This window comes from Vibrio kyushuensis, from assembly GCF_050337325.1.
Taxonomy (GTDB): Bacteria; Pseudomonadota; Gammaproteobacteria; order Enterobacterales; family Vibrionaceae; genus Vibrio; species Vibrio kyushuensis.
The window spans coordinates 1,114,548-1,129,314 of sequence record NZ_JAKJSV010000002.1 but is presented as its reverse complement, the minus strand read 5'-3'; the positions used below and the strand labels follow the sequence as shown (position 1 = coordinate 1,129,314).

At 40.8% G+C, this 14,767-nt stretch carries 12 protein-coding genes; 7 read left to right on the top strand and 5 right to left on the bottom strand.

All coding sequences use genetic code 11. The features are described 5' to 3' along the window. Nucleotides 1–132: 132 nt before the first annotated feature. Entirely contained in the window at nucleotides 133–921 is a 789-nt protein-coding gene (locus L4D20_RS04950) for a lipase family protein (RefSeq protein ID WP_428800433.1), read from the bottom strand. Between the two features lie 98 nt (nucleotides 922–1,019). Next, nucleotides 1,020–1,655, bottom strand: a complete 636-nt coding sequence (locus L4D20_RS04945; protein WP_428800432.1) for a hypothetical protein — start codon at nucleotides 1,653–1,655, stop codon at nucleotides 1,020–1,022. A 175-nt stretch (nucleotides 1,656–1,830) separates the two neighbouring features. On the opposite strand from L4D20_RS04945, the gene L4D20_RS04940 reads away from it, so the two are divergent. From L4D20_RS04940 to L4D20_RS04930, 3 genes are all read left to right on the top strand, one after another. Further along, nucleotides 1,831–2,079 (top strand): DUF2164 domain-containing protein, encoded by a 249-nt coding sequence (locus L4D20_RS04940; protein ID WP_428800431.1) that lies wholly within the window; start codon nucleotides 1,831–1,833, stop codon nucleotides 2,077–2,079. 229 nt (nucleotides 2,080–2,308) lie between these two features. Beyond that, nucleotides 2,309–2,848, top strand: coding sequence for a cytochrome b (locus tag L4D20_RS04935; protein ID WP_428800759.1), 540 nt, complete (start codon nucleotides 2,309–2,311; stop codon nucleotides 2,846–2,848). Beyond that, nucleotides 2,845–3,414: a YceI family protein gene (locus L4D20_RS04930; RefSeq protein WP_428800430.1), complete on the top strand. Its 570-nt coding sequence runs from the start codon at nucleotides 2,845–2,847 to the stop codon at nucleotides 3,412–3,414. Before L4D20_RS04935 ends, L4D20_RS04930 begins: the two co-directional genes overlap by 4 nt. Before the next feature lie 77 nt (nucleotides 3,415–3,491). Here the strand turns inward: L4D20_RS04930 and focA are convergent, their stop codons facing one another. After that, the gene (gene focA / locus L4D20_RS04925; RefSeq protein WP_428800429.1) at nucleotides 3,492–4,943 is read right to left on the bottom strand and encodes a formate transporter FocA; all 1,452 of its coding nucleotides are present in this window, start codon (nucleotides 4,941–4,943) and stop codon (nucleotides 3,492–3,494) included. A gap of 431 nt (nucleotides 4,944–5,374) precedes the next feature. Here focA and L4D20_RS04920 point away from each other — a divergent pair, with 431 nt between their 5' ends. After that, the gene (locus L4D20_RS04920) at nucleotides 5,375–5,854 is read left to right on the top strand and encodes a DUF1097 domain-containing protein (RefSeq protein ID WP_428800428.1); all 480 of its coding nucleotides are present in this window, start codon (nucleotides 5,375–5,377) and stop codon (nucleotides 5,852–5,854) included. A 36-nt stretch (nucleotides 5,855–5,890) separates the two neighbouring features. Here L4D20_RS04920 and L4D20_RS04915 read toward each other — a convergent pair whose 3' ends face one another. Both L4D20_RS04915 and L4D20_RS04910 read right to left on the bottom strand, forming a co-directional pair. Then, nucleotides 5,891–6,298 (bottom strand): hypothetical protein, encoded by a 408-nt coding sequence (locus L4D20_RS04915; RefSeq protein WP_428800427.1) that lies wholly within the window; start codon nucleotides 6,296–6,298, stop codon nucleotides 5,891–5,893. 261 nt (nucleotides 6,299–6,559) lie between these two features. After that, nucleotides 6,560–8,191, bottom strand: coding sequence for an ATP-dependent endonuclease (locus L4D20_RS04910; protein WP_428800426.1), 1,632 nt, complete (start codon nucleotides 8,189–8,191; stop codon nucleotides 6,560–6,562). 283 nt (nucleotides 8,192–8,474) lie between these two features. Between L4D20_RS04910 and L4D20_RS04905 the strand changes: the two genes are divergently transcribed. From L4D20_RS04905 to L4D20_RS04895, 3 genes are all read left to right on the top strand, one after another. After that, nucleotides 8,475–10,220, top strand: a complete 1,746-nt coding sequence (locus tag L4D20_RS04905) for a bifunctional metallophosphatase/5'-nucleotidase (protein ID WP_428800425.1) — start codon at nucleotides 8,475–8,477, stop codon at nucleotides 10,218–10,220. 335 nt (nucleotides 10,221–10,555) lie between these two features. Continuing rightward, nucleotides 10,556–11,698, top strand: a complete 1,143-nt coding sequence (locus tag L4D20_RS04900; RefSeq protein ID WP_428800424.1) for an exonuclease SbcCD subunit D — start codon at nucleotides 10,556–10,558, stop codon at nucleotides 11,696–11,698. A gap of 2 nt (nucleotides 11,699–11,700) precedes the next feature. Then, on the top strand, nucleotides 11,701–14,742 hold the full coding sequence (locus L4D20_RS04895; RefSeq protein ID WP_428800423.1) for an AAA family ATPase: 3,042 nt from the start codon (nucleotides 11,701–11,703) through the stop codon (nucleotides 14,740–14,742). Nucleotides 14,743–14,767 lie beyond the last annotated feature (25 nt).

Sequence of the window (14,767 nt, the reverse complement as noted above, 5' to 3'; positions counted from 1 at the left end):
AATCATTGGTTATAAAGAACCTGTATAATAATTGCTCAGCTGAAGAGTTAAACCAATTTTGTAAGTAAATGAGATCATGACTCAAATTCTATAATTTAATATATAAAAATTCAGACTGAATTCAAATTTTTATCAGCGCTTGTCAAAATAATCTTTTTTACGAATGTATTTACTCATTAGATGATAGGTAAAAGGTCTCAGTACCCAAGATGCTACAGAGCGTATAAGCCTTATAACTGTTGGTGTGTTCTCATATATCCGCCCGTTGTATAGCCACAGTAGCTTACCAACATGACGATATAACAATGGAATCGGTGGCAAAAAAGTGACGATATCAAGATCACAGCAAATACGGTAAGTTTTGTGTTTTAGTGAATAATTATGCCAGAACCTTGTCCCACCAATTGCTGGCTGACCAAAAGTGACGACTCTTTTAACGGCTTTTGGATGTCGTTGCTCAATAGCATCACCGATAACACAACCAATTGCCCCTCCAGATGAATGTCCGGTCAATGTAATTCGCTTACCCTGCTGGATAAGGGGAGTGATTATATTAAACAGTCGTTCAAAAACGGAGAGGCCAAGTTGGTCTTTATTGTATTTCGGAACACTATCTTGGAGTAATAGATAATGAAACCCGGAATGAATGGAATAGTTCAACCCAAAACAGCGACAGCTCTTAAGCCATAACTGAGCAGTAAGTAGCCAATCCCATAAGTTATGTGAACCTTTAATAACAATGATGACTTCTTCATCATTTTTATTCCAAAGAACACGAATAAATGTTTGGCCAAAACGATTGTTTATGATCTGTTGGCCCTGAGCTGAAAAGCCATAATTACTTTGTTTGAAGACCCTGTGATAACTTAGGTTACAAAGAACAGCATAGCGTTCATATTGATATCTTTTAAGCTTTTTCACTATAACTACGAATGGCGGGCGTTCTGTATAGTGTAGGGAGATTTCATGAAAGATTAATGACGAGCTTTTGACATCCAGATGACGATAAATCTACTTTACTAGTTCCATTGAATGATGGCATAAAGCTGAATATATTTTCGAACGAGCTGCTTATTTTTGGAGTGCTTTAATGGGTGTGAAAACTTAATATAATAGGGGCTAAGCTTATACTGACTTTCAAGCAGGTGGGTCAGTTGGGAATCACTTTCATACAGGCTGATCCCTTGGGCACTATACTGATCAATTTCATCGGGCAGTCGTCCTGTCCACCAATGTAATAACTCACGGCTCTGTTTGCTCCGGCTAATCCAATGATCAGACAGCAATAATAAGAGGTCGTTAGGCTGAATTGCAAATCCGTACTCTTGTTGCCATTCACCAATATCTTTCATTAGCTTTTGGCGACAGGTTTTACCTGCGCTAACCATATGATGGGTAAGAATCCAAACTGTACCTGCATCCGAGCTAACACGATAGTGATGTGGTGCGTCGGTATTTCGTATTGATTCTAGGGCGGTATAGTCGCAGTGATGACCAAACTCATTTAAAGTGCGTGAAAGCCTGCGAGAGAAAGCCAGTCCGAGGTGATGTTGACTCATACCTTGGTTGTGAATCGTCGGGTAGTGCTTTTCGCATAGCTTTAAGCAATCAACCTGAAATTCGTTAACACTTTGAATCAATACATCTAACAGCAACGGATATACCCCAAATATAGAATGACAACCTCAATCATTTGTTTCTAAAGGTTACCATAGCTATGCTTCTGTGCGGTGCAGAATGTGTAACTTCATGATCGTTACCACTTTTATTAGCAAGAAAATAAGAAATACTTGATTGTATGAATATAGATTAGCCAAAAGGATGACTGTTATGATCGAGATAGAGTTTACCAACCAACAAAAACAAGCAATGAGTGAAAATCTTCAAAAGTATCTTGAGAGCGAATTTGATGTTGAACTGGGGCAGTTTGACGCTGAATTTCTGTTTGATCATATATGCAAACATTTCGGTCCTGCGTTCTACAATAAGGGGCTCCAAGACGCACAAACCATTCTAGAGAAAAAAGTGATGGATATTACTGATGAAATCTACCAAATAGAAAAAATCTCTGACTTCTAAGGTGGGGAGTTATGCCCTTAATTTCTTGATGTAATGACTTTGTTTGTTAGGTTCGGGAATTTAAGCGATTTGGCTTTACGAGAAAAGTTCTTCGAAAAAACTGAATGACTCCATCGGGTTTTAGTGCTTTTACGACTGTAAAGCTTGGTAAATAATGTATACATCAAATAAATCGACCGTATTCTTAACTGAGTTAGATTCTCATTCTCGAAAATAAATGGATTACATGATGAGTAGTAATGTACAAACCTATAATTTGCCAGCCCGCGTTACCCATTGGGTATCCGCTATCGTCATATTTGGCTTATTTGCTGTTGGTTATTGGATGGTTGATCTAAGCTACTACAGCGAATGGTATCGTGTCGCGCCACATTGGCATAAATCAATCGGAATATTGTTATTTTTTGTCACGTTATTTCGCATAGTCTGGAAAACGATGACAACTTCTCCTTCAATAGAGGGGCATAAGGTAGAGGTTGTAGCAGCTAAGCTCGCGCATGCTGCAATCTATTGTTTGCTGTTTACAATATTTATTACTGGCTACCTTATTTCAACTGAAGACGGTCGTGGTATCGATGTGTTCGGCTTCTTTACAGTACCAGGAATGGGATCATTTTTTGAAGGGCAAGCTGATCTAGCTGGCCTAATACACCGCATTGCGGCGTGGGCACTCATTATTATGAGCCTTGTTCATGCCCTTGCAGCTTTTAAGCATCACCTAATAACTAAAGATAATACGCTCAACAAGATGATAGGAAGAATCAAATGAAAAAAGCACTAATGGCAACTGGATTAGCAATGGCTATGTTCTCGTCAATGGGAGCAAACGCTGCGGACTACGTGATCGATACAAAAGGTGCGCATGCCTCTATTAACTTTAAAGTAAGCCACCTTGGTTACAGCTTTATCAAAGGTCGTTTTAATCAATTTGATGGTGAGTTTTCTTATGACGCCACTGATGTAGCGAGCTCAAAGATTAAAGTTAACGTTGATACACGTAGTCTAGATTCTAATCATGCTGAACGTGATAAACATTTACGCAGCGATGATTTCATCAATGCTTCAAAATTCAATACAGCAACCTTTACGAGTAATAAAGTGATTGATAACGGTGAAGGGCAATTTGACATCGTTGGCGAACTTTCGTTACACGGCCACACTAAACCCGTCACTATTAACGCTGAACTCATTGGTGAAGGCACTGACCCATGGGGTGGGGAGCGTATTGGTTTTGTTGGAACAACTCGACTAGAACTAGCCGACTTTGCAATTAAAGTAATGGGTGACTCAAGCTATGTCGATATGGAACTGCATATCGAAGGTATCAAGAAGTAAGATATTGCTTAAACTCGATATAGAGAGCCCATGGTAGTTACCGTGGGCTTTTTCGTTTTGATAACGACTCAATTAGACTAAGCCATATTTTTTACACTGTCGTTTACGATACTCAACCGCTCACCGTATATAGGCCTCAGCGCAAGTAACACTTCTTTTCTACTTATTATCCCAACAAACCTTCCATCGTCTAAGACAGGAAGTGTATGTGGTTTACTGACTTTCATTACTTTTGCCCGTTCTTCTAGTGAGAAGGTGCTCAAGTGAGTTGCGATCCCTGTGCTGTTAGTTGGGTAGAGTTGATCTTTGTCGATACACAAGAACTCTGAAATATCGGTTAAACGCTCATTTACTTGTACTGCAATAACATCACGTGACATCAGATCGACAACTTTTTGTTTTGTATCTGGCGAGTAGTCCTGACACCATAGGTCAACCATCACATCATGCACCGAGAAATAACCAACTAGGCGACCTTCAATATCACAAACAGGCGCTCCAACGAGTTTATTGTCTAGTAATATATCGATAGCGACGGAAGTCGGTATTTCGGCATTTAGAGTTGTTGGCTTAACATTCATTATTTGTTTAACAAGAATATGCTTATGGCTTGTGCTCGCTTTAATTGGCATTATTCTAGTTGTAGATTGGATAGTCGCTAGTTTAGCTGCTTTCAATTGAGGTCTTCGATAGATACTCCAGTTAGCAAGGCCAACAAGAACAGCGCCCCCAACAATATTTCCTAACGTAACTGGGAGCAAGTTAGCCGTGAGGAACTGATAAATATTCAGATCTGCATATTGGGTAGGTGTCGCTCCAATCTGTAACCAAAAGCTATCTGGTGCGAAGTTCTGTAAAACGATACCTAAAGGAACCATAAACATATTGGCAACGCAGTGTTCAAAACCTGTCGAAACAAACATAGCGACAGGCAATACCGTCAACATGGCTTTAGTCATCGCATTTGTTGAACAAAAAGTTAACCATATGGCAAGACAGACGAGTAGATTACAAAGAATGCCAAGAGAGAAAGCTTGGACTGGGGTATGATGCAATTTGTGCTGTGCAATATTAAGTGCATTTAGTCCCCATTGCCCATCATTGAGTTGGTAAAGCCCCGCAGCAGTTACCAAAAGCAGTATTAACATCGCGCCTAAAAAGTTACCTAGATAGACTTTCCCCCATATGGATAACATTTTCCCAAACGTTATCTGTTTATTCGCCCATGAAATACTTGAAAGTACTGAACTAGTAAATAGCTCTCCTCCGCAGAGAACAATCAAAATTAAGCCCATGCTGAAGGCAAGACCGCCCGCAAGACGGCTAAGTCCCCAACCGGCAACCGCGCTGCCTGTTGTCACTGTTATATAGAAGATAAAAGCCAAACCAATGAAAGCGCCAGCCATAACAGAAAGACCTAAAATCATGCCACTGGTTTTTTGAGCCTTACTGAGTGCGAACTTCTCAGCTTCAGCCATCATTTCATTTGGTGAAAACATTTCACTATTATTGGGTTGCGTGACTGCCATTACAGATCCTTTGTCTTGGTTGCATTGTAAAAGCTTTCGATTTGGCACAACCGAAAGATTTGAATAGCTATCTAATGTTGAATATAAGTCAATCTAATAAAGAGTTAGATTATCATAAATTTATTTGATAGTGAAAGTTAAGGTTGGAATCATAATTCTATACATTCATCTTCGTAATGTAGGCAATGGGAATGTATTTACTAGATTGAGAGTTCTGTTGCTGAGATTCATGAACAGGGCAAATATTCTCTCATTCTAATAACAGTTTGTGTTGGTTAAACGTTTGCTGTGGGATAATTAGTATTTTGTTGCATGATGCTTGCTGAAATATGAGGTTCTCGTCACCTATTTGGAGTGGTTTTTACATTAGTATTTTTTCTTGATAATTGTTTGATGCCTTGATTCAAAAGTTCGAGGCGGGAGAAGAGTACATGAGTGCCTTAGTCGCGATTTCGTTAACAACTGGAATTCTATCTGGCTTGTGGGGATGGATAGCCATTTCATTAGGTTTATTGTCTTGGGCAGGATTTTTAGGCTGCACGAGTTATTTTGCTTCACCTACTAGTGGACTAAAAGGGCTAGGTCAAAGCTTGATTACCAATATGACCGGTGTTTTTTGGGCTTTGGTGATCATACATACTTCTTCTCTATTGAGTCTAGAAATTGTAGGTTACATAGTAACAGCGGTCGTCGCGTTTTTTATGTGTATTCAAGCAAAACAGCAGTGGCTGGCATATATCCCTGGGACATTTATTGGCTCTTGTGCAACGTTTGCCGCGGAAGGACAGTGGCAATTGGTCATTCCGTCGTTAATTCTTGGTGGTGTATTTGGTTACTTAATGAAAGCAAGCGGCCTATGGTTACACCAAAAATTGAACCACGGATCGTTAGTTACTAAAGCAACAACGTAGAAACTTAGAGAGTGGGAAAACTTATCCACCAGCTTTCTAACGTTCGTTAATGAAGACTTCGATACATATATTGAAGATTAGGCAATCCTCCCACAATGCGGGGCTTCCCCTGCGTATGGGGCCAATAGAAACAAATCGAAGCCTTCTTCGAGAATCAGGTAAACAAAATATACGATCCCAACGTCCTGAACTGTCTCTATACACGACAATGTTTGGGGTTTGAGGACATAGAGTAATAACATCTTTGAGCACTTTTTCTGCTGAGTTAGTTATCGATCTCCCACCTTTTTGTTTAGACTCATCCCAAAGCATAAGCGCAATGACTTCTAGGTTTTTATCTTCGCCTAACCGGAAGCTATAAGCTGTTTTGGAATTGTCATACTCATCAATAATAACGCGCTGTCCCCTAGCCAACAGCGTTGAGTCAGTCTCTTGGTTTTGCATGCAAGCCTCATCATTAGACGTTGTGTTGCTTTTATATATATCCAAAATCTGGCTGTGTTAGCTCTTGTGTTTTGGCGATACGATACGTGTGCCGAACAATTGCAAGATTTTCGTCTTGTAGCACGAGATATGCAACTTGTAGATTGGTTCGATCTTTTTGATCTTAGCAGCTGATAAGCAATGTGCCTTTGATTATCGCAATTCTGTGATGAAGAGTTAGTATGCTGTGTTTATTAGTAACACCTTAAATACATGGGGAATTTAGGTATTTCCGTTTGCCATAGTAATCGCTCTTTTCAGTGTCCATCGAAGAAGGACGGGGATAAAATCGACCCCTTGCTCTTCACAATAAGAGACAATAGCCAATGCTAGGTCAGGTTTTGCATGCTTTTTTAATACCTTAGCAACCACTTTTTTAGCTGGAATAGGGTGGTCGTATGGAATTCTGACCATGTCTCTAAAGAAATGTTCAAACCCATGCGAATAGAGATAATGTTCTATATCTCGGTCAGGGAGCTCAGTTAATCGATGGCGTTCTTGATCTTTCCCTAGTTGACCTCGAACTGAAGCTGAGTATTTCTTACCTGCTGCGTCTCCGTCTGTGACTACGTGCCAATCAATCCCAAATGCTTTCGCTACCTTTATTAGTGATTTCAGCCCTGATTGAGCAAACTCAATAATTTGAACGCCTTCTGCTGCAAGGTTGTAACCACATTGGTTTGCCAATTCATTGAATAGCCAAACTTCAGTTTCACCCTCTACGAGTAGCCAGCACCGCGCAAACAATGCGCCGGAGCGATGAAAACGTATATGAAACCCAATTCGACGCAACTCATCATTATTAAAACCTTTGCTTGGTAGCGACGTCGCAATGGTTTTGTCTGATTGCCTAACTAAACGACGGATGGTGTAGAGAGGAACTTGAGATAAAAGCTCGCCACTGTTGGTAGTCAGAATTTTTTGCATCGGAAGCAGTTGCAAAAGACTCCATGCCCTTGCGAGGTGTGTTGGGTGTAATCGGCCCTCGGGGTCTTCTAAAATCAGTAATGGGCGAGCGCACCGTCGTAAATCATTTGGCCCTTTTGCTTGAAGGTAGGCATTAAGCAACCCCATCATTAAAAGCCTTGTTGGTTTGCTCTTTGTTTCTTCAACTACTTGAGAAACACTTTTTTCAGTAGGCGCACTAGTAAAAAACAGACCGTCTCTTTGCTTTCGTGGGCTTCTGCGTGAGCTACTTTTAAAGGAGAAATAGTGGTCAACTAACATGTTCATAGAATTCAAACTGCTGCGCATTTCCCCTTTATTAACATGGCCAGGAGTCGCTAATAAGCGTCGACAAGTATTGTTGATCCGTTTTTCAACACGAGTGTTTAGCCCTTGTTTTTCGTCAAATGGTCGCTCAAATCGTCTAGAATCTTTAAGGCGTATCACAGGGTGTAGTGACATCAATTCTTGAGCAAGTTTTTCTGAATGATGTAGAGGAAGTGGATTTCCTTTTGTGTCCAAAAAGGCAAAATTGGTCGTGACATCGTATTGATCTAGTGTGGCACTCACTCGATAGTAGATGTAGGCATTGCTGTCTTCATCATAAACCCAAATAGGTTTTATTTTTCGATAGCGCCCTGCACGAATTTCATGCTTATCTGTTGATTTTAATGCTAAAACAATTTGTAGGTGCTGTGTTTGCGGGTGAGCGATAGAATAATCGACATGGAAATCCTGCATTTCAAATTGATAAGGCTTTCCATTTGCTGGTAATGCTACAGAGAGTGCATCTAATAGTGAGGATTTTCCCCAAGTATTTTCGCCTATAAGAGTAGTTAGCTCTCCAAGAGGCAGTGATAATCGTTTGATTCCTCGAAAGCCGGAAATTTCAATTCGCTCAATTTGCATAGGCTTACTCCTATCCAGTTGGCTATAGCTTTTTAGCTAAAGCCTCAAACTACAACTTAAATTGCCTTTACTTATCTCCTGCAATAATAAGCATAATTGAAAAACAGTGAATAAGCAGGCTATTAGTTCACAGATTCTGTAGAGCCTTACTTAGTACCTTTTAATATTCGTCTAATTAAGTTGACCGAGTTTGCGAATGATAAATTTCTTTTTCAAGGACGTTTCATAAAAGTCACGATTCTGTCATGATTTAGACGCTAGGATGAGGAGGAATAGAAGATAGATGAAGAATGAAGAGATGATAAATAGACCAGCAAAGATCGTTCTGGCACATATTAATGATACCCACTCCTATTTTGAGCCTACCTCACTACAGTTGAATCTGAATGTCGAAAACCAACAACTTACGCCGTTCGTGAGCGCAGGTGGATTTGCGCGTATAGCAACACGCGCAAAACAAATTAAAGCGAATGCAGAGGCCTTAGGTACAGCCTTTGTCTTTTTACATGCCGGTGATTGCTTCCAAGGAACGCTGTATTTCTCTCTTTTTAAAGGTAAAGCGAATGCTGACTTGCTTAACGCTTTAGAAATAGATGCCATGGCATTGGGCAATCATGAACTTGATATGGGTAACGAGCCAGTTGCTCAGTTTGTAAAACGCACTAACTTCCCATTGTTATGTGGTAATTGGGATTTATCTAATGAGCGACAGGATAAGGAATATAGAGTTTCAGAATCAAATAATGTATTCAGTTACTGTGCCGAGAAAAAGATAGCACCTTGGATTACGAAAGATGTACAAGGAGAAAAAATCGCTATATTTGGCTTGTCTCTGGATAAAATGGCGGATATTGCTAACCCAGACTTTGATACTCCGTTTGTCGACGCGACTGAAACAGCGAAGAGAACAGTTGAAGCAATACACGCTCAAGGGAGCAATAAAATCATCCTGTTAAGCCACTTGGGTTATGAAGCCGATCTGAAGTTAGCTGAAAAAGTGAATGGTATTGGAGTCATTGTCGGTGGGCATAGCCACCGTCTTCAGGGGGATTTTAGCTCTCTAGGCTTAGGCAAAGATGATGATTATGGCGTAAAAGTTAATCAAACTTACGTTGTTCAAGCTGGTTTTCATGCGCTCAGTATGGGGCACTGTGAAATACACTTTGATGAATCTGGTGAAGTGATATCTTTAATTGGTAAAAACGAGCTGTTGTTAGGTCGTCGTCTTTTCTTAGATGCTAATATGCATACCACAGGTTGTGATAACACTCATGTTAGAGCGTGTGAGTTTTTGAAGCTGCACCCTAACGTCGTAGTCTGCAAGAAAGACAAAAGCACACAAAGTATCTTGCTTGAAAAATATATTCCCCAAGTTCGACTATTACAAAAGCAGATTATCGCTCATGCAAATCAAAAGTTACGGCACATACGCTTACCTGATGCCCAAGGTGGCAGTGATTTGGCTCCAATGGTTGCCGAGTCGTTTTTAGTCGCGATGAATCGCCGTGGACACAGTGTTGATTTTGCTCTTCACAATGCTGGCGGTGTCAGGAACTCACTCAATCCTGGTGATGTATCTGTCGCCGATATTGCCGGAAAATTACTGCCATTTGCCGTTCCTATTGGTATTTACCACATAAAAGGTAAACACTTGGCGAGTGCTCTAGAAGGTGCAATTAATAATGCGACCAATAACGGTGTGAATGGGACGGGTTCTGGCTCATATCCCTATACTCATAATCTAAGTTTTACTTATGAAGAATCAGCTGATTTAGGCCAAAGAATACAAAACCTTAGAATATATGTTGATGGTCAAGGCTGGCGCGACGTTGAGCCTGAATGTCTCTATACGGGGGCCTCTTCAGCTTATACCATGAAAGGTAAAGAAGGTTATGATTCGATTCTCAAAATGAAAGGCGATGGGATTGTCACTTCGTTATCCATGGCTGATTGTTTTACGGAGTTATTAACTCATTTTCCTGAAAAACTTAATCAAGCATTTGATAAAACAGCAGTAAAAAGCAGGTAGACTTACCATGGCTTATTGTTTGCATATCTAAACCTAATCTAAAGGCATCTTCGTGGAGAGGATGCGAAGATGACGGGAGGTATGCAATGTGGAGTCGCGATTGGTTTGATGTCATGGTTGTCATGACTTGGCTTGGATTTTGGTCAGCCTTAGTTTACTTTGCTCCATTCGCTGGGGTATAAATCAAATTACAGCCACTGAAGGTGGCTGTTTTCTTTTCTAAGCGTCAGTTTTCTTTCGTAAGTATAAGTATTACTGCTGATTTAGCATTCCTATTGTTTTTGTTTTCTTGTTACTATTAGGCTCAAATATAGTCATTAGAATTCCAGGGACCTATGAAGTTTCTTCACACCTCTGACTGGCATTTAGGCCGTCAATTTCACAATGTTTCACTGCTCAACGATCAAAAAGCCGTTTTACAGCAGATGATTCAATATATACGTGAAAACCCTGTTGATGCACTGATTATTGCTGGCGATATTTATGATCGTTCAGTCCCCCCTACAGCTGCAATCGAGTTGATGGATGAGACGGTTAACACTATTTGTAGTGAGCTAGAAACCCCTATTATTATGATTCCCGGCAATCATGATGGCGCTAAACGTTTAGGCTTTGGTGCCAGTCAAATGCGTGAGTCAGGGCTGCATATCATTAGTTCATTTGATGAGATGCTTGCGCCTATTGTTATCAATACCGAGCAGGCTGGTAACGTTGCTTTTTATGGCATGCCATATAACGATCCTGAACTCGTACGACATCATTATAAGAAGCCAGTCTCTAATCATGATGAGGCTCATCAACTTCTGTCTTCTGAGCTAGCTGCCCATTTTAAAGCTGAGCATAAGAACGTGCTATTAAGCCATTGTTATATGGATGGTGCGATTGAGTCAGAATCCGAACGTCCACTTTCCATCGGAGGTTCTGACAGAGTCAGTTATGAACACTTTACATCGTTTGATTATGTGGCTTTAGGTCACTTACATCAGCCTCAGAAAAAAGGTGAAGAGTTTATTCGCTACTCTGGGTCATTGATGAAGTATAGCTTTTCAGAGCAGCATCAAAAGAAGGGAATGACGCTTGTCGAACTTGATCAAGAGGGTTTTAAATCGGCCACACATATTGATTTAGTTTCTCCCCATCAAATGCGAATCATTGAAGACGAACTAGATGCTATTTTAGAACAAGGGAAAAACGACTCAAATTCTCATGACTACCTATTAGTTCGTTTAACTGACAAACACGCCATATTAGACCCAATGGAAAAGCTGCGTAAGGTCTACCCAAACGTATTACATATAGAAAAGCCAGGTATGCTGATTGGTGTTGATCAAGAGATGGGTAAAGCACGACTAGCAAGAGGCGAGATTGACATGTTCAGAGACTTTTTCTTGGAAGCACAGCAGAGTACTTTATCTGATGAACAAAATGCCACCATCTCAGAAGTTATCAAAGAACTAACACTTGGTCATAAGGAATAACCATGCAGCCTATTACAATAACCCTGCAAGCTTTTGGTCCTTTTGCTAGAAAACAGTGCATTGATTTCACTTCAATGGGTAACGCACCGTTATTTTTGATAAATGGCCCGACAGGCTCGGGTAAGAGCTCGATCTTAGATGCGATTTGTTACGCACTTTATGGCGAAACGACCGGTAGTGAGCGCACTGGTGATCAGATGCGTTGTGATTATGCGGATATTGAATTGCTTACGGAAGTGACGTTTGAGTTCAAATTGTTTGATCGTATTTATAAAGTGGTACGTTCACCGGATCAAGAAGTACCAAAAAAGAGAGGCGATGGGACAACAAAACGGACTCACTCCGCCACGTTGTACGAGCTAGTCGAAGGTGAAGAGAAGCTTCTAGCAAATAAACCCACACCAGTGTTAAAAGAGATTCGTGACCTACTAGGCCTTGATGTGAAACAGTTTCGTCAGGTTATGGTATTGCCGCAAGGGAAGTTTCGTGAGCTACTGACGGCTACCTCAAAAGAGAGAGAGCAGATCTTTGGTCAACTGTTTCAAACTCATATTTATTCAGCTATCGAAAGAGCACTGTTTGAAAGAGCAGCCGGGATTAGAAAGGCAAAAGATGAGTTTGATAACCAGACTAAGGGCGTGCTTGATGTAGCCAACGTGGAAGACGAATCTCAACTAGCTCTGAGTTTGAAAGAGAACGGCAATAGTTTGGACTTAGCTATTGAGAAGATGACACAATCTAGTATTGAGTTAGAGCAGGCCCAGCTTCAAGAGAAGTCAGCGAAAGAACTTGCCGATCGTTTTACTCAGTTAGCGCAAAAAAAGATTCAGTTACAAGAGCTGCTCTCTGGTGAAGTGAATGTGAACCAAAAGCGTGTATATCGCAGTAACGCTGCATCGGCGCAAACACTTGATGTTCCTTACTCTCAGCTTGTTGTAGGCAAAAAAGATCTGGCAGAAAAAACATCAGAGCATGTTCAAGCTAGTGCAATGATTACAACGGCTAAGCAAAATTTATTGGTTGTCGATGCGAAGCTAAAACTAGCAATAGAAGATCTAGCTGCGTCACCTGAATTGCAGAGCCAGATATTTAATCTGGAATCGGTTCGAACAAAGCTGTTGGAAAGAACTCAATTTGAACAGCGGTTACTTCAAGCTCAGCGACATTGTTCACAAGCTGAAGGTAACCGAGATAACTTACAGACGGCGCTTGTCCAGTTGGAAGCGGATCTCGAGACCAAGAGATCGCAACTTGATCAGGCAAAGCAATGTCAGCAGAGAATCCCTATTGTTCAGCAGCAATATAATGGATTTCTCGAACAGCTTGAACTAGAAAAGAAAAAACGTGTTCTTCAAGAAAAACATAATATTCAAAAAGAACAACGTCTAAACGCTGTTAATAAACTGGCTGTTGCGAAAGAACAAACTGCAGTAGCAATAGCCTATGCTGATAATTTAGAGTATCAGTGGCACTCAAGCCAAGCAGCCCAACTTGCAAAACAATTGCACATGGGCGAAGCATGCCCAGTTTGCGGCAGTTGTGAGCACCCAGAACCAGCGCGATTCTCAGCTGAAGAAGTGACAAAGCATAATGTTGATGTGGCAAGAGCCCATCAGCAAGAGATCGTTAATATTGAGCTAAAAGCCACTGATACGTTAGCTGAGAGTGATAAAGAGTTTGCGCTGACACAACAGGCGATATCGACTCTCGATGAGCAACTATTATCGAAAGAGTCACTTTCAATTGAACAGATAGGTCAACAGGTTAAACGACTCGAGCAAGAGATGGCCGAGCTCATTAAAACAACGCCTGAACAAATTGAAACTGCACTTCAGCAAGTTAGCCAAAAACTGGCGGATGCAAAAAATAATTTAAACAAGCAGTTAGAAGCAGTGAGCAATGCGAAAGTACTGATTGCTCGCGAGCAAACAGAAGTTGATTCTCGAACGTCAGATATTCCAGAAGAACTGAAAGATTTATCACGGGTTGAGTCGCAATTGTTGCAAAAACGTACTCTACTAGAGCAGATTACTAAAAATGAACAATCGACAAGATCTGAGTATGATCAATACAATCAGATGTATATCTCTAGTCAGGCACGCGTAGAAGAGCTGAACAAGCAGCTATCGCAGGCTAAAGTTCAGGTAGATGAAGTTACTCAGAAGTGGCAAATTAAGTTGGAAGAGAGCCCATTCTCTGATGAATCAAGCTACTTAAGCTCTTGTCTTTCAAAGACTGATATTGACGAGTTAGAACAAGCTATCAACCTGTTTGAGCAGCTTAAGACAACGGTACTGGCTGAAGTAGCAACTTTGGAAGAGGGTGTTGTCGGGCTGAAAATGCCAGAATGTGAAAAATTGTCTGAATTAAGACAAGTGGCGGAGGCAAGCCATGCTGAAATATTGAATCAGTACACTCAGCTTAAGTCAGTACAAGATCGTTATATTGAAGTACAAAAAAAGCTTGAAATATTGGTTAAGCAAAACGAAGAGCTTAACCAAGAATATAGAATCGTAGGCACGTTAAGTGATGTTGCCAATGGTAAAACAGGCTCTAAAATTAGCCTTCACCGTTTTGTCCTCGGAGTGCTGCTTGACGATGTGCTAATTCAAGCGTCACTACGTTTGCGTAAAATGAGTAAAGGACGTTACGAGCTTAAGCGTAAAGAACAGCGCGCCAAAGGTAATGTGGGTTCAGGGCTAGACCTTATGGTTGAAGATGGGTATACCAGTAAACTTAGAGATGTAGCGACATTATCTGGTGGCGAGTCATTTATGGCAGCACTCGCTCTCGCATTAGGGCTGTCTGATGTGGTTCAGTCATACAGCGGTGGAATTCGTTTAGATACTTTATTCATTGATGAAGGGTTTGGAAGCTTAGATCCCGAGTCTCTTGATCTAGCGATCGAAACACTGATAGACCTTCAACTAGGGGGTCGGACGATTGGTATAATTTCACACGTCAGTGAGCTGAAAGAGCAAATGTCATTAAGAATAGATGTTGAACCTAGCAGGGAAGGCAGTTCAATAGAGGTGATTAGCTAGTTAACACGACAAAAATTGACTTGTT

Bases quoted from the DNA above. Each gene is read 5' to 3' on its own strand.
- L4D20_RS04900 (WP_428800424.1), top strand. From the start codon at position 10,556: ATGAAGTTTCTTCACACCTCTGACTGGCATTTAGGCCGTCAATTTCAC.
- L4D20_RS04935 (WP_428800759.1), top strand. From the start codon at position 2,309: ATGAGTAGTAATGTACAAACCTATAATTTGCCAGCCCGCGTTACCCAT.
- L4D20_RS04920 (WP_428800428.1), top strand. From the start codon at position 5,375: ATGAGTGCCTTAGTCGCGATTTCGTTAACAACTGGAATTCTATCTGGC.
- L4D20_RS04905 (WP_428800425.1), top strand. From the start codon at position 8,475: ATGAAGAATGAAGAGATGATAAATAGACCAGCAAAGATCGTTCTGGCA.
- L4D20_RS04915 (WP_428800427.1), bottom strand. From the start codon at position 6,298: ATGCAAAACCAAGAGACTGACTCAACGCTGTTGGCTAGGGGACAGCGC.
- L4D20_RS04910 (WP_428800426.1), bottom strand. From the start codon at position 8,191: ATGCAAATTGAGCGAATTGAAATTTCCGGCTTTCGAGGAATCAAACGA.
- L4D20_RS04895 (WP_428800423.1), top strand. From the start codon at position 11,701: ATGCAGCCTATTACAATAACCCTGCAAGCTTTTGGTCCTTTTGCTAGA.
- focA (WP_428800429.1), bottom strand. From the start codon at position 4,943: ATGGCAGTCACGCAACCCAATAATAGTGAAATGTTTTCACCAAATGAA.
- L4D20_RS04940 (WP_428800431.1), top strand. From the start codon at position 1,831: ATGATCGAGATAGAGTTTACCAACCAACAAAAACAAGCAATGAGTGAA.
- L4D20_RS04930 (WP_428800430.1), top strand. From the start codon at position 2,845: ATGAAAAAAGCACTAATGGCAACTGGATTAGCAATGGCTATGTTCTCG.